At 67.3% G+C, this 13,953-nt stretch carries 14 protein-coding genes; 5 read left to right on the top strand and 9 right to left on the bottom strand.

Annotation, left to right across the window (positions count from 1 at the left end; translation table 11 throughout):
* Nucleotides 1–37: 37 nt before the first annotated feature.
* Nucleotides 38–1,390 carry a dicarboxylate/amino acid:cation symporter gene (locus VF167_13955; protein HEX6926520.1) on the bottom strand — a complete coding sequence of 451 codons (1,353 nt, stop codon included), beginning with the start codon at nucleotides 1,388–1,390 and terminating at the stop codon, nucleotides 38–40.
* 57 nt (nucleotides 1,391–1,447) lie between these two features.
* On the opposite strand from VF167_13955, the gene VF167_13960 reads away from it, so the two are divergent.
* Nucleotides 1,448–2,452 carry a hypothetical protein gene (locus tag VF167_13960; protein ID HEX6926521.1) on the top strand — a complete coding sequence of 335 codons (1,005 nt, stop codon included), beginning with the start codon at nucleotides 1,448–1,450 and terminating at the stop codon, nucleotides 2,450–2,452.
* A gap of 27 nt (nucleotides 2,453–2,479) precedes the next feature.
* Here the strand turns inward: VF167_13960 and VF167_13965 are convergent, their stop codons facing one another.
* The 6 genes from VF167_13965 to VF167_13990 all read right to left on the bottom strand — a co-directional run bounded on the left by VF167_13965 (nucleotide 2,480) and on the right by VF167_13990 (nucleotide 6,365).
* Nucleotides 2,480–2,674 carry a hypothetical protein gene (locus tag VF167_13965; protein HEX6926522.1) on the bottom strand — a complete coding sequence of 65 codons (195 nt, stop codon included), beginning with the start codon at nucleotides 2,672–2,674 and terminating at the stop codon, nucleotides 2,480–2,482.
* 1 nt (nucleotide 2,675) lies between these two features.
* Nucleotides 2,676–3,458: an enoyl-CoA hydratase-related protein gene (locus tag VF167_13970; protein ID HEX6926523.1), complete on the bottom strand. Its 783-nt coding sequence runs from the start codon at nucleotides 3,456–3,458 to the stop codon at nucleotides 2,676–2,678.
* Nucleotides 3,455–3,802 carry a hypothetical protein gene (locus VF167_13975; protein ID HEX6926524.1) on the bottom strand — a complete coding sequence of 116 codons (348 nt, stop codon included), beginning with the start codon at nucleotides 3,800–3,802 and terminating at the stop codon, nucleotides 3,455–3,457. The genes VF167_13970 and VF167_13975 overlap by 4 nt, the downstream gene beginning before the upstream one ends.
* Before the next feature lie 19 nt (nucleotides 3,803–3,821).
* Nucleotides 3,822–5,297: an IMP dehydrogenase gene (gene guaB / locus VF167_13980; GenBank protein ID HEX6926525.1), complete on the bottom strand. Its 1,476-nt coding sequence runs from the start codon at nucleotides 5,295–5,297 to the stop codon at nucleotides 3,822–3,824.
* 154 nt (nucleotides 5,298–5,451) lie between these two features.
* Nucleotides 5,452–5,937: a YkvA family protein gene (locus VF167_13985; GenBank protein HEX6926526.1), complete on the bottom strand. Its 486-nt coding sequence runs from the start codon at nucleotides 5,935–5,937 to the stop codon at nucleotides 5,452–5,454.
* 23 nt (nucleotides 5,938–5,960) lie between these two features.
* Nucleotides 5,961–6,365: a hypothetical protein gene (locus VF167_13990; protein HEX6926527.1), complete on the bottom strand. Its 405-nt coding sequence runs from the start codon at nucleotides 6,363–6,365 to the stop codon at nucleotides 5,961–5,963.
* Nucleotides 6,366–6,560: 195 nt separating this feature from the next.
* Between VF167_13990 and VF167_13995 the strand changes: the two genes are divergently transcribed.
* Entirely contained in the window at nucleotides 6,561–7,388 is an 828-nt protein-coding gene (locus tag VF167_13995) for an acyltransferase (GenBank protein HEX6926528.1), read from the top strand.
* A gap of 40 nt (nucleotides 7,389–7,428) precedes the next feature.
* Complete coding sequence (locus VF167_14000) at nucleotides 7,429–8,574, top strand: hypothetical protein (GenBank protein ID HEX6926529.1); 1,146 nt, start codon at nucleotides 7,429–7,431, stop codon at nucleotides 8,572–8,574.
* A 283-nt stretch (nucleotides 8,575–8,857) separates the two neighbouring features.
* Here the strand turns inward: VF167_14000 and VF167_14005 are convergent, their stop codons facing one another.
* The gene (locus VF167_14005) at nucleotides 8,858–10,081 is read right to left on the bottom strand and encodes a hypothetical protein (protein ID HEX6926530.1); all 1,224 of its coding nucleotides are present in this window, start codon (nucleotides 10,079–10,081) and stop codon (nucleotides 8,858–8,860) included.
* 139 nt (nucleotides 10,082–10,220) lie between these two features.
* On the opposite strand from VF167_14005, the gene VF167_14010 reads away from it, so the two are divergent.
* On the top strand, nucleotides 10,221–11,606 hold the full coding sequence (locus VF167_14010) for a dipeptidase (protein ID HEX6926531.1): 1,386 nt from the start codon (nucleotides 10,221–10,223) through the stop codon (nucleotides 11,604–11,606).
* Here VF167_14010 and asd read toward each other — a convergent pair.
* On the bottom strand, nucleotides 11,564–12,514 hold the full coding sequence (gene asd, locus VF167_14015; protein HEX6926532.1) for an archaetidylserine decarboxylase: 951 nt from the start codon (nucleotides 12,512–12,514) through the stop codon (nucleotides 11,564–11,566). The genes VF167_14010 and asd overlap by 43 nt on opposite strands.
* 105 nt (nucleotides 12,515–12,619) lie before the next feature.
* Between asd and VF167_14020 the strand changes: the two genes are divergently transcribed.
* Nucleotides 12,620–13,951 (top strand): pitrilysin family protein, encoded by a 1,332-nt coding sequence (locus tag VF167_14020; GenBank protein HEX6926533.1) that lies wholly within the window; start codon nucleotides 12,620–12,622, stop codon nucleotides 13,949–13,951.
* The last annotated feature ends 2 nt before the right edge of the window (nucleotides 13,952–13,953 follow it).

A 13,953-nucleotide genomic window follows, 5' to 3' on the forward strand; every position in this document is an offset into this window, starting at 1 on the left:
CTGCGTCACCCCGCTGTTCTTCGGAATTCCCCGCGTCTCAGCCGTCCGTCTCGCGTGCGGCATCGGCCGGCTCGATGCCGGCTGGCGGGCCCAGCTCGATCTCGTGCTCGACCCGCCTCGGACTCAGCGGCTCGCCTTCCGAGCGGGCGACGATGAGCGCGGCACTCAGATCGCCGGTGACGTTGGTGACGGTGCGGAGCATGTCCAGGATTCGGTCGACGCCGAGTATGAGCGCGATGCCCGCGGCGGCCTGCCCTCCCAGCCCAACCGATTGCAGCACCAGAATCAGCATCACGATGCCGGCGCTCGGAACCCCTGCGGTTCCGATCGAGGCCAGCGTCGCGGTGAGGACGATCGTCAGCAATTCGGAAAGGTGAAGATCGACACCGTACACCTGCGCGATAAACACCGTCGCGACGCCCTGATAGAGCGCCGTGCCGTCCATGTTGATGGTCGCCCCGAGGGGAAGGACGAAAGAGGAGATTCCCTTCGAGATCCCCAGCTCCTCCTCCGCCGTCTCCATGGTGACGGGGAGGGTGGCGTTGGACGACGAGGTGGAGAACGCGATCAGGGGCACTCCCCGGATGCGCCGGAAGAACTCCAGGGGGTTCATCCGGCCGAGCACACCCACCATCAGGCTGTAGGTGCCCAGCATGTGCAGCAGAAGTCCCCCGACCACCACTGCGGCGTAGATCGCCAGGCTCTGCAGCACGTCCAGCCCGAACCGGCTGACCACCGCGGAGATCAACGCAAACACGGCATACGGGGCGAGCCGCATGATCCAGTCGATGATGATCATCGAGGCGTCGTTTACCGCGGCGAAGAAGGTCACCACGGCGTCACGACGCTCCGGGATCAGCAGCGAGACGGCCGCTCCGAAGATCAGCACGAAGATAATCAGGGGGAGCATGTTGCCCTCGGCCGCCGCCTGCACCGGGTTGCTCGGGATCATGTTGAGCAACACGTCGAGCGTTCCTGGCTTCGCCGCCGCCACCTGGACGGTTCCTTCAGCCTGCCCGATGAACTCCCGGCTGAGCTCGTCTCGCGATACGGGATCGATGCGACTACCGGGGCGAACCGCGAGGGCCAGCAGCAAGCCGACGGTGATCGCAATCGCCGTCGTTGCCATGTAGTAGGTGACGGTCTTCCCGCCGATCCTCCCGAGCTTGCGAATGTCTCCGAGGGAGGCGACCCCCATCAGCAGCGACGCCACCACCAGCGGCACCACGATCATGGTAATGCCGCGGATGAAGGCGTTACCGACAAAGGTGAGCAGGGGCAGCGCGTTGGCCACCCAGAACGGGGTCTCGGCGAATCCCGTCAGGTTGACGGCAATGCCGACAGCGGCCCCGAGCCCGAGCCCGATCGTGATCTTCGTGTAGAGCTGCATCCTGAGAGCGATTCGGTGGACGGGCAGAGAAATGCCGCGAAACTAGAGCCGCGCGCGGTGTCGGAGCAAGCTGGATTGGGCGACCCCTCCCGCGCTGGGCGGAGCAGGAAATGGCCAGTCCGCGCTCTGCGGCACGCGTGGGCGGCCGCGGCTTTCCTGCACCTGGCGGCCTGCGCCCCGGATGGTGGCGTCGACCCATCTGCCACGGCCACCGACTCCGCCGCGGTCCCTCCGAGGCACACACGCGAGCTCATCTTCGCCGGCCAGCGCGGTGCCGAGCCGCTGGTGTCGGTGCTAGCCTTTAGCACCACGGACGACGCCGGCAACCGCTCGCGAGAGGTGCGCGGGTGGCTGGGCCACGGCGCCCAGTGGGATACCTTCCTGAACGAGCAGTGGACCACGGGGGCGCACGGAAGCCCCTGGGCCGTCGTGCCGCACGGCCCCCTGCGCATCGCTGCCGGCGACGCGGCGGAAGTCGAGGCCCTCTGGTTCCGCCGCGGAGGGAAAAGCCTGGCGTTGCAATTAGGCCCGAATCTCGGCCAGTGGAGCCGGGGGCCCGCCTCGCACGTGCAGCTTGCCCGCGGGACGCTGCGCGTCGGGGGCGAGACTTCGGCGGGCGCCGTGCTGGAGCTGGTCTACCTGCGCCGACCGGGCGCCGATCCACCCGGCGTCAGCGAGCAACTGCTACTCGTTGGCGGAGACTCGCTCGTGCTCCTGTTGGGCAGTGCGGCTCCGGCGGATCGGCCAGGGACCGAGGCCCCCGCTTTCGCCCTGCTGCGTACTGCTGATAGCACCCGTGAATGGAGCGGCGTTCAGCTCACCCACCGCGGCGGCCGACCGGTTCTGGAAGCTCGCCGGGAGATTCCCGCTGGATGGGACCTGATGGTCCCGGCCGCCGGCATTCGCGGCCGGATCGAGGCGCACGAGTTCACGGCCGAAACCGGTCAGGTAGAGCGCACCGGCAGGCGCGGGGTCGAAGCCCATTACACGGTCAGCGGGTGGGTGGAGATCGAGGGCGAGCGTGTGGACGTGGTGGGCATGGCGCGTCACGTGGTCAGGTAGCTTGCGTCGATCGCGATTGACCGCTGCTCAATCCGATCCGCTTCGTCGCCCGATCAGCCCGAGGACCAACCCCAGGAAGAGCACGGCGATCGCCACTCCGGTAAACTCGGGGCGCCCCGTGATCAGCGCCCCGATCCAGATCCCAGCGCCCAGAAAGAAGAGACCCACCCGCCAGTTCACGAAGCGGGGGTTGCCGGGCTCGCGACTGGGGCGGAACAACACCTCAGCCTCCGCCGCGCTGCGATAGGAAGGCGGCGATCCCGGCACGGGCGTCGGCGGTGAGGCGGGCGATGACGTTGATCTCGGCGCCGGCCCGGATCCCGGCGTCGAAGCTCATGCCCTCCTGATCGTACAGCAGGCGCTTGGACAGCGCGACCGCGGTCGCGCTTCGGCCGGCAAGCGTCCGCAGCAGCTCCGCGGCACCCGCCTCCAGCTCCTGATCCTCGAACAGGCGATTCACCAGGCCGATCCGTTCGGCCTCAGCCGCGTCGATCGTCTCGCCCAGCGCCACCAGCTCGAATGCCCTCTTCTCGCCGACGTTGCGACGCAGGATCGCCATGACCATGGCCGGAACGAAGCCGATCCCCACTTCGGGGTAGCCGAACCTCGCCGATCGCTCCGCGAGAACCAGGTCACAGGCACTCGCCAGCCCGCACCCACCCGCCAGAGCCCTCCCGCGTACGATCGCGACGCTCGGCTTGGGTGACTTCCGGAGCTGGATGAACAGGTCGCCGAGCACTGCCGCGTGGGCGAGGTTCTCCGTCACCGGGCCATCCGCTGCACGCTGGATCTCGCGCAGGTCCGCCCCCGCACAGAAGTCCTTCCCCGCCCCCTGGAGGGCCAGGACCCTCACCGCGTCGTCGTTTTCCAGCTCCGGGATCGCCTCCCGGAGGCGGCCGACCAGCACCGCATTGAGGGCGTTCCTCTTCTCCGGGCGGTTCAGGGTGAGAAACGCCACTCCCTCCTCGACTTCCACCAGCAGCGGATCCGCCCGGTCAGAGCTCATTTCGGCGCCACCCTCCTGGCGATCTCCTCGGGGACGTCGATCTCCATCCGGAGCATTGCGGTAGAAAGGGTCTTCCCCTGAGCGTCCGTCTTGAGGGATACCGTACCGCCACCTCCCAGCGCCTGGTGGAGCAGGAAGTTCAGAGCGTGCAGGTTCGGCAGCTCGAAGCGCTCCACCCCACCGTGGGCGATGCCCGCAAAGTGCTCCGCTACCCGCTTCACGGTGAGCGCCTCGACGAGGATCGGGTAGTAATCGGGGTGGAGGGCGATCACGCCCACGTTCGCCGTGTCGCCTTTGTCGCCCGAGCGGGCGTGGGCGAGGTAGCGGAGCTGGACTCTGGGCATCGGCAACGCCTCCGTCCCCCTACAGGCTGTAGTTGGGAGCCTCGCGGGTGATGGTCACGTTGTGCGGGTGTGACTCGCGTAGACCGCCACCCGTAATGCGCACAAACCGGGTCTCGGTGCGCAGCTCATCGATGTTGGCGCAGCCTAGGTATCCCATTCCCGAGCGGAGTCCGCCGACGAGCTGGTAGATGGTGTCCGCGACCGGCCCCTTGTAGGGCACGCGGCCCTCGATCCCCTCCGGGACGAACTTCCGCGCGTCCGCGCTGTCCTGGAAATACCGGTCCGCCGAACCCTCCTGCATCGCGCCGAGGCTTCCCATTCCGCGCACGGTCTTGTAGCGGCGCCCCTCGAGCAGGAAAGCCTCGCCCGGACTCTCCTCCGTGCCGGCGAACATCGAGCCCATCATGACGGAGTGCGCGCCACCCGCCAGCGCCTTGACGATATCTCCCGAGTACTTGATACCGCCGTCCGCGATCACCGGCACCTCCCCTTCCACTCCCTCGACCGCCTCCATCACCGCGGTGAGCTGGGGTACGCCCACCCCGGTCACGACCCGCGTGGTGCAGATCGACCCCGGGCCCACCCCGACCTTCACCGCATCGACCCCGCGCTCCAGCAGCGCCCGCGCTCCCTCGCGGGTGGCCACGTTGCCAGCGATGAGCTGGGTATCCGGGAAGGCCTCTCGCACGCGGCCCACAGCCCTGAGCACCGCCTCCGCATGGCCGTGCGCCGTATCCACCACCAGCACATCCACCCCCGCATCCACCAGCGCCCGCGCACGATCGAGGTCGTGCGGCGAGGCCCCGATCGCCGCGCCCACCCGCAACCTTCCGTTCTCGTCCTTGCTCGCGTTCGGGAACTGGCGTCGCTTGATGATATCCTTGTAGGTGATCAACCCGCGCAGCCGACCCTCCTCGTCGACCACCGGCAGCTTCTCGATACGATGCCGCTGCAGGATGCCCTCGGCCTCGTTGATCGAGGTGCCCGCCGGTGCCGTCACCAGCTCCTCGCGCGTCATCACCGACCTGACCGGCCGCTCCATGTCGGTCTCGAAGCGCAGGTCCCGGCTGGTGAGAATGCCCACCAGGCGCCCGTCCTCCTGCACCACCGGGACGCCGCTGATGGAGTACTGGTCCATCAGGCGCAGCGCCTCACGCAGCGGCTCGTCGGGGCCGATCGTCACGGGCGTCAGGATCAATCCGCTCTCCGAGCGCTTGACCCGGTCGACCTGCTCCGCCTGCCGCTCGATCGTCATGTTCTTGTGGATGATGCCCAACCCGCCCTCGCGAGCCATGGCGATCGCCATGCGCGACTCGGTGACGGTGTCCATGGCGGCGGAGATGAGCGGGATCGCGAGGCGGATCTGACGCGTTAGCTGGGTGCTGACGTCGGTCTGGGTCGGATGGATCGTCGAGTGACGGGGGACGAGCAGGACGTCGTCGAAGGTGAGCCCCTCGCCGATGATTCGCGCGGGGTAGTTCTGCGACCGGATCATGACCCCTCCTGATAAGCAGGACGCTCGCCCATCCCGGCCCCTCCGCGGAGGAGGCTCGAGACACGGCGAGCGTCGACTGAGACTTTGGTTTTCGGGTGCTCCATGCGGGATATTAGCTGGAGCAGGAGGGCGAGTCAACCGCGCGCGGCCTCGCTCATGTCACCTTCTGGTGCAGGAGGTTCCTCACCTGCTCCGGCAGGAACGACCCCGCTTTGTCCAGCGCGGCAATCGCCATCTCCAGGCTAGCGATCTCCCCTTCCCAGTGCTCCATCAGCACGTCGACCCCGGCGTTGTTCAGCAGGCGGTCGAGTGCCAGGGCGAGCAGGTAGATGTCATCGACCTGACCCAACACCGGGATGAAGTCCGGGACGAAATCCATCGGCATGAGGATGTACGCGATGGTCGCCAGCACCAACCCTTTGTCGAACAGCGAGACCCGGGGATCGCGATACAGCGCCCAGAGCAGCTTCAGGAACTTCGGCAGGTCGCGGATGAGCTGCTTCATCGTCTCGCGATCTCGAACCTCGGCGCGCTCCCGACGCCGCAGCCGCGGTCGCTGGATCGAGGGCAGGTCGCCGTTGCCCGTCGCGGACGCGTCGAAGCGCGTGACCTCGGGGAGATCGGCCGGTTGATCGTGCATGGCTATTGTGCGTCAGAGGCTGATCACTCGTCGATCCGGATGTCGTTCCGGCGCGGCTGCACCGAAGTACGATCAGGGCTGGAAGACGAGGAAGGCTTCGCCGGAGTGGTCGGCTTCTGCACCGGACCGAGAACGCTGCCGCCCACCTCGCGGATCAGCGTGCGCCCCGCTTCCGTGAGTCCGGACACCATCCGATCCGCCGTGTTGACCACGCCCAGCGTGCTGCGAATCGCGTCCAGGCCGACTCGGTTGCCTCGAAGCCGATCCTCGAGCTTCTCCCCGAATCGCTGGAACGGCGAGCCGGGACGCACCGGCTCACGAGCGTATTTCGAGTTCAGGAACTCGATGTAATCGAGCACCTGGTAGACCTTCTCCTCCGGCAGGGCCTCGAGGTTCCGCCAGATGCGATCGCGCAGAATGTCGTGCATGCGATGCTCCCTTCATCGGTGCGGCACCGGGGCCGCGGGAACGGGGATGAACTCGATCGGCCTTTCCCGCCGGGCTTCAATCTGTGCCGACCGCGGCAGAGGGGCAACGGACGACACGGCTTGCGATTGACGCCGGCTCTGCCGGCGGTCTAGTTTCTCCGAGCGGTTCCGACCTACACCAGATTCGAGGATACCATGGTCCTGCGACCTCTCCGCCAGCTCGTCCCGTCGGACGAATCGGTGGAGCTATATGACGAGTGGCTGGGCGAGCTCGAGACCGCCCTCGCCCGAGGGGACGACCGTTGGGAGCTCTGCCGCCGAACCCTCACGCAGCTCTTCTACCCGGGGCTCGCGGGCGTAGATCCGGCCACGTTGCCGCTGACGACCCGCGTCGCCCTGGCGCATATGGACGCCCGCAACATCACCCTCGAGCCCGAATACTACGCGGAAGTCGACGTCGAACGTTTCAACGAGCGCAAACCGCTCATCTGGATGTGGCAGATGTTCGACCGTACGCCGCTCGGCTCGAACATCCACATCGGAACGCGTTTTCGTCGCATCCTGGCACCGCACATTTTCAAGCGGGTCGGGCGGAACTTCAAGTGCTTCCACTACGTCGAGTTCTCCTTCGGCTACAACCTCGAGATCGGCGACGACGTGGTGGTGCACCGTAACGTCCTGCTCGACGACCGCGGCGGGATCGTGATCGGCAACCGGGTCTCCATCTCGGACTACGCGAACATCTATTCGCACACCCATTCGATCGTCGACCAGGTGGACGTGACCAACGCGAAGACCGTGATCGGCGATGGGGTCCGCATCACCTACCACGCGACCGTGCTGGCCGGGACGCAGGTGGGAGAGAACTCGATGATCGGTGCTCTGGCGGTGGCCACCCGCGACGTCCGGCCGTGGCACGTGAACGTCGGGATCCCGGCGAAATCGGTGCGGGTAAAGCCGAATGCCCCACCTGAAGCATACAAGAACATCGTGCGCGCGTCGCGCGCCGAGCCCGAGCAATGAGCGCTTCCAACCAGCGCTTTCCCGTACCCGAACGCAGTACATGATGCAGGAAATCATCGACCCGGCCATACCGGTTGCCTTCGACGACCCGCTCAACGCACGCATCCTCGCGGTCTCGGAGGACCGGGTGCAGGGTTTTCATCCCGAGCCGTTCCGGGAGATCAGCCGCCTCTCGGGCGTGGAGCTCTCCGATGTGCTGGAAAGAATCCGCGCCATGCTGGCGGCGGGAACGATCCGGCGGGTGCGGCAAACGCTGATGGCCACCAACCTCGCTCCGGGCGCGCTGGTGGCTTGGCAGGTTCCACAGGACAGGCTCGACGAGGCCTTCGACTACCTCTTCAAGGAAGACCCCTTCTCCGGCCACGTCGTCATTCGCTCCACCGATCGGGAGACCACCGGCTCCGGCTACCGGCTGTGGACCACGCTGAAGGTGCCGCAGGGCTTCTCGATGAAGAAGCACTGTGACTACCTGGCGAGTCGCATCGGGGCCGAGGCGTACCGGATAATGCCGGCGCGTCGACTATTCGCGCTGGGGGTGGGCCACGTGCGGCGCCGGAACATGGAACCTGGCGCCCGCTCGCCGGAGCCCGGCGCGGTGATCGACACGCAGGTCGTGCAGCTCTCGGATCGGGAATGGCAGGTACTGGAGGCCCTCAAGCGCGAGCTGGTAGTTGACGAGATCCGGGAGCGACCCTGGGAGGGCCGGGCGGCGGAGGCCGGCGTTCCCTTGGAGGAGTTCTACGAGGTCGCCCGCACGCTCGACGAGCGAGGGGTGATCGGGCGCTTCTCCACCTTCCTCGAACACTACAAGCCCACCGCGGAGGGCAAGAGGGTCACGCGCTACAACGCGCTCTTCCACTGGCAGGTCCCGCCGGGCAGGGAGATCGAGGCCGGCCGAGAGGTCGGGCGGCACTATATTCTCACCCACGCCTACTGGCGCGAGGGCGGTCCGGAATTCGGGAACGTGAACATCATGGCCGTCGCGCATGGCACCGATAAGCAGCGCGTGCTGGCGCACAAGGCGGCGATCGACAAGCATCTCGAAGAGGCGGGGATCCCCATCGGCTACACCAACGTGTTCTGGGGAGGGAGGAGCGAGATCAAGCCCTCGGAGATCTCGCCGCTGGCGTACGTCGAGTGGTGCAGGTCCGTGGGCATCGACCCGGAGACGATGCGGCCGGATTGAGGGGGTTTCACCCTCGCGTCCAACAGTGTTGGCCGGACGGTAGGGGGCTGAACCGACGGCCCTTCCACGACACACCTCGTGTGGACCCGCGCTGGGACCCCCTTCGAGAGGATGCCGGGTTCGGGCGTCTCGTACAGCGTCCCCCCCGCAGATGAGCTCGATCGACGCGCCGAGTTACTCGCGGCAGGTCCTCACGAGTCCTCGAGGTAGGTAGTGACCGGGCTCCTCGAAGCCGGCTACCGGAACCCTCGAAGCCGGCTACCGGAATCCTCGCGATACGTCGCTACCGGAAGGAATGGTTGAACAACGGAAGCAGGCGTAGCCCGTCGGGGTTGTCACGCACGTAGTTGAGCAAACCGATCTGCACCCCCGGCGAGGAGCGAGCGTAGTTGTAGATGGCGATGCTCAGGCCGCGATTCACCCCGCGGAGATCGTTGTAGCTGGCGAGGGCCAACCCTGTCTGATCCGGCGTGGCGATCTTCCCCAGGCTGACGGACGCTCCTACCAAGCGCTCTGCCACCACTCCAAGCCCACCGATATTCAGCCACCGGGCTGTCCCCTGCGATACCACCGCCAGCCCTCCCAGGTTGATCCCGGTCTGGTCTCCCTGAGAAACGGCGGCGATCCCCGCCGCGTTGAGACCCATCATCTCTCCCTCGGAGACCGTCGCCAGACCGGAGAAGTTGATCCCGCGCAGATCGCCCTGCGACACCGTTGCCAGGCCAGACACAGTGAGGCCAGTGAGATCATCCTGGCTGACGACCACCAGCCCGGCACTCTGCACACCGGTCATTGGTCCCTCGGACACGATCGCGAGCCCCGAGGCGTGGGCGCCCCGGAGCCCACCCTGGGACACCACCGCGAGCAGCGACCCCTGCGCCCCGAACATCTCTCCTTCCGAGACGACGGCCAGTCCGCCGAGCTGCAACCCGCGCATCGCGCCTTGGGAGATCACGGCCAGGCCCCCCAGCCCGATCCCTTCCAGGTTCCTCTCGGCCACCAGAGCGAGCCCTCCGACCCCGGCCCCCTGGACGTCCCCTTGGGAGACCAGCGCAAGTCCTCCCGCGCCGATCCCCTGCATATTCCCCTCGCTGACCAGCGCCAGCCCGCCTGCCCCGATGCCCCGCATCCGACCTCCCGAGACCACTGCCAGCCCGCCGAGCCCGATGCCGTCGATAAAGCTTCCCGAGACGACCGCGAGCCCCCCCACACCTAACCCGCGCAGCCGATCCATCTGCGGCGACACGAGCCCGAGGGCGAGCCCGTTCATCTCGAAGTCGGGGTTCTCCCTCGGGCGCCACAGGGTCAGATTGATCCCGTTCACCCGCTCGACCCCTTTGTCGACCGCGTTGATGCGCAGTCCGGTGAGGCGGGCTACGTTGCCAATGCCGAGCCCGACTTCGCCCACCCCCAGAACCACTCCGTTCTGTGCCGCTGCGCTGGTGGTATGCAGCACGCACAGGAACAGCACGGTTAGCGTCCCCAGAGCCCCAAGAAGTACTTTCATGAGCAGTTTGATGCGGTAAGATGCTGGTCCTGCGGCAGCAGGTCCCTACGCATCCGCTGCCCTCGGGTTTCAGCCGTACACTGGCGCGGTCCGTGCGCGCCCCGTTCACCCGTTCACCCGTTCACCCGTCTACCGACCGATGCCCGATATCGCCGCGTATCTCGCCGTCCACCGCTCGCGCCACCGGTCCGAGCTCGCGGACTTTCTGCGTATTCCCAGCATCAGCGCGAAATCCGAGCACCGCGAGGACATGGAGCGGGCGGCGACCTGGCTGGTCGATCGGATGCTCGAGGCCGGGCTGCAGAAAGCCGAGACCATGCCGACCGGGGGGCACCCGGCCGTAGTCGGCGAATGGAGGGGGGCGCCCGATGCCCCCACGCTCCTCATCTACGGCCACTACGACGTGCAGCCCCCCGAACCCCTGGACGAATGGGTCAGCCCGCCGTTCGAGCCGACGGAGCGCGACGGGAAGCTCTACGCTCGCGGGTCGGTGGATGACAAGGGGCAGCTCTACCTGCACCTGAAAGCGGTGGAGGCATATCTCGCCGAGTACGGCGCGCTGCCGGTGAACGTAGTCTTCCTGATCGAAGGCGAGGAAGAGATCGGCTCCGACCACCTGGAGGGCTTCCTGGTCGAGAACCGCGAGCTCCTCGCCTGCGACGCCGTGCTCATCTCCGACACCACGATGTTTGCGCCCGGCCTGCCGTCGATCACCACCGGCCTGCGCGGCCTCGCCTACATGGAGGTGACGGTGCGCGGCCCGCGGACGGATCTACACTCCGGATCGTACGGCGGGGCGGTGGTGAACGCGGCGAACGCGCTCGCCCGCATCATCGCGGGCCTCCACGATGAGAACGGAAGGGTTACGATCCCCGGCTTCTACGATGACGTCCGCGCGCTGAGCGACGTGGAGCGCGCCTCACTGGGGCGGCTCCCCTTCACCGAGGAGGGACTGCGGGAAGAGGTGGGCGCCTCCGAGCTGGGCGGTGAAGCAGGATTCGGCGCGCTCGAGCGGATCTGGGCGCGCCCGACGCTAGACGTGAACGGGCTTCTCTCCGGGTACACCGGCGAAGGGGCGAAGACGGTTCTGCCGGCACGGGCGATGGCGAAGATCTCCATGCGCCTCGTGCCCGATCAGGACTTCCGGGTGATTCAGCGCGCCTTTGCCGAGCACGTGCGGTCGCTCGCCCCGAAGGGGGTGACGGTGGAGGTCAGCGCCCTGCACGGCGGGCAGCCATGGGCGGCGGAGCCCAACGCCCCGATCTTTGCCGCTGCGGAGCGCGCACTGGCCCGTGCTTTCGGTCGGGAACCGGTCTACATTCGTGAAGGTGGCTCGATTCCCATCGTGCAGGCATTCCAGACGACCTTCGACGCGCCGGTGGTGCTCATCGGCTTCGGCCTTCCCGGAGAGAACGCCCACGCCCCCAACGAGTGGCTGTCGCTCGAGAACTTCGAAAAGGGGACGTACGCAATCGCCCTCCTCTACGAGGAGCTGGCCACCTCTTCCTCGCCGGAAGCGCCCTGAATCCGCCGCCCGAGCGTCATACCCAGCCGGACCGGACGACCGGCGGCCAGGGTGGGGTCCAGCTCGCATCGTCCCGGCTCGAGCAGGAGCACCACCGTCGAGCCGAGATGGAAGGCCATCAGCTCTTCCCCCCGTTCGATCGAAATCGGAGGAGAGTAATCATGGCGTGCGGGCTCCCCTCCCCCGCGGTTCGTCACCCAGCGCGTCTCCCCCTCCCCGGCGTGCCAGTCCTGGTCGAAAGCGGCGGAGATCCTCCCCACGTTGTACGCGCCGACAGCCACCACCGTCACCCGGCCCAGCCGCCCGTCGATGGCGCACAGTAGCCGCTCGTTCCGGGGAAATAGATGGGGCACGTGCGCCACCGCCGCGGCATTCACGGGCAGTAGCGCCCCGGGTATGTGCCGGGCATACGGGATCGTGCCGCCGATGGGGGCATGGATGCGGTGATAGTCCCGCGGGCTGAGATACAGGGTCACGAAGGACCCACCTTCGTACCGCTCCGCCTCGACATCATCCCCGATCAGATCCGCGACCGAGTACCAGCGGCCCTTCGCCTGCAGCACCCTGCCACGGGTGATCCGTCCAGTCTGCCCGATCGCCCCGTCGACGGGTGAGGCTAGCGTATCCGCCGGTTGCGGCCAGGTGCGTACGCCCGGCCGCAACCGCCGGACGAAGAATTCGTTCAGGGTGCGGTAGCTCTCCAGCGGTAGCTCGACCTCGGTGAGGTCCACCCCTACCAGTCGGGAGAAGCTCTGGAGTACGGGCCGGCGCAACGGCCGCGGTAGGGGCAGATCGGCAAAGCGGCCGAATCCGCGGCTGAGGCTGCCTTGCGGAAGGCGGGCGAGTACCGCCAGCGCCATCCGCCAGCCGCGGGAGGGCAGTTCCGGAAGGTCAGACGGCTCGGACATGCCAGGCGCCGAGTGCAGGGATCACACCTACCGGCGAGCGCGGGCGAAGGGTGTTAGATTCCGCCGCCCACGGAGCTCGAGGCATCCGCGTTCGCGAGAGGAGCATTGGACGAAGACAGGGAGATGGGGATCGATAGACGTCTGTCGCCGCTGCGAATATCGCAGCGCAGTCGGCAACTCGACAACGGGATGCGGGTGGTGGTGCACGAGGATCGATCCTCGCCCATCGTCGCCGTCCACGTGATGTACCACGTCGGCTCGCGGCACGAATCCCCCGGGCGGACGGGGCTGGCGCACCTACTGGAGCACCTTCTCTTCGAGGGCTCGGAGAACTGCCCGAAGGGGGAGTTCGACCGCCTGCTCGACCAGGTTGGAGGCGTTAACAACGGCTCAACCTGGCTCGACCGGACCAACTACTACGAGATCGTCCCCAGCCACGCAGTGGAGCTCGCATTGTGGCTGGAGCGCGAGCGGATGGCCCACTTCCTCCCCGTGCTGGATGAAACGATGCTGGAGGTGCAGCGCGGGGTGGTGATCAACGAGCGTCGACAGAGCTGCGACAACCGGCCGTACGGTATGGCCGACGAGCGCCTGCACGAGCTGCTCTTCCCCGAGGACCATCCGTACTTCTGGCCGACCATCGGATACCTCCGTGATCTCGAGCAGACGCGCCTGGAGGATGCCCGCGCCTTCTTCGAGACTTACTACGTCCCGCGTAACTCCGTCCTGGTCCTGGCGGGCGACGTCTCGCCCGATGAGGGATTTCGATTGGCCGAAGCCTACTTCGGGGACCTTCCCCCGGGGCCCGAGCACGGGAAGGGGGTGTTACCGAGACTCGGCCAGGACCCCGGTCCGCGGCGCACCGAGGAGATGGAGGATCGGGTCACCCTGCCCCGTCTCTACCTGGGCCACGTGGTGCCTCCATATGGCACCTCCGAATGGATCGCGCTGGACGTGTTGACCTACCTGCTCTCGGATGGGGAGAGCTCGCGCTTGCAGCGCCGGCTGGTGCGCGACGAGCAGGTCGCCCTGGACGTGGACGCCTATCTCTACCCGACCGAGCTGAACGGCGTGCTCGGCGTGGTGGCCACCGCGCGCGCTGGCATTGCCCGCGAGAAGCTCGCGACGGCGGTGGATGAGGTGATCGAGGAGATCGCCGCGGGCGAGTTGGACGAGGGCGAGGTCGCCGGCGCGGTGATGCGGGCGCGGCGCGACCAGCTCTCGTCGATCGCGAATCTGGAGGAGCGGGCGGAGGAGCTTGCCTACGCCACCACGGTTCTCGGAAATCCCGAGGCGCTGGAAGAGACCCTGGAGGCGTATGCCTCCGTCGGCCCCGAAGCGGTGCGGGACGCCGCGCGCGGGTATCTCGGCCGTAGCAGAGGCGCCGCGGTGATGGTGATCCCTCGGGCTGGTGAGGAAGCGGGAGTCGAGTCGTGAGT

Source organism: Longimicrobiaceae bacterium (genome assembly GCA_036375715.1).
Taxonomy (GTDB): domain Bacteria; phylum Gemmatimonadota; class Gemmatimonadetes; order Longimicrobiales; family Longimicrobiaceae; genus DASVBS01.

What these genes read in the sequence shown, in the direction of transcription:
- VF167_13955 (HEX6926520.1), bottom strand. Translation starts at nt 1,390, where the DNA reads ATGCAGCTCTACACGAAGATCACGATCGGGCTCGGGCTCGGGGCCGCT.
- VF167_13970 (HEX6926523.1), bottom strand. Translation starts at nt 3,458, where the DNA reads ATGAGCTCTGACCGGGCGGATCCGCTGCTGGTGGAAGTCGAGGAGGGA.
- VF167_13975 (HEX6926524.1), bottom strand. Translation starts at nt 3,802, where the DNA reads ATGCCCAGAGTCCAGCTCCGCTACCTCGCCCACGCCCGCTCGGGCGAC.
- guaB (HEX6926525.1), bottom strand. Translation starts at nt 5,297, where the DNA reads ATGATCCGGTCGCAGAACTACCCCGCGCGAATCATCGGCGAGGGGCTC.
- VF167_13985 (HEX6926526.1), bottom strand. Translation starts at nt 5,937, where the DNA reads ATGCACGATCAACCGGCCGATCTCCCCGAGGTCACGCGCTTCGACGCG.
- VF167_13990 (HEX6926527.1), bottom strand. Translation starts at nt 6,365, where the DNA reads ATGCACGACATTCTGCGCGATCGCATCTGGCGGAACCTCGAGGCCCTG.
- VF167_13995 (HEX6926528.1), top strand. Translation starts at nt 6,561, where the DNA reads ATGGTCCTGCGACCTCTCCGCCAGCTCGTCCCGTCGGACGAATCGGTG.
- VF167_14000 (HEX6926529.1), top strand. Translation starts at nt 7,429, where the DNA reads ATGATGCAGGAAATCATCGACCCGGCCATACCGGTTGCCTTCGACGAC.
- VF167_14005 (HEX6926530.1), bottom strand. Translation starts at nt 10,081, where the DNA reads ATGAAAGTACTTCTTGGGGCTCTGGGGACGCTAACCGTGCTGTTCCTG.
- VF167_14010 (HEX6926531.1), top strand. Translation starts at nt 10,221, where the DNA reads ATGCCCGATATCGCCGCGTATCTCGCCGTCCACCGCTCGCGCCACCGG.
- asd (HEX6926532.1), bottom strand. Translation starts at nt 12,514, where the DNA reads ATGTCCGAGCCGTCTGACCTTCCGGAACTGCCCTCCCGCGGCTGGCGG.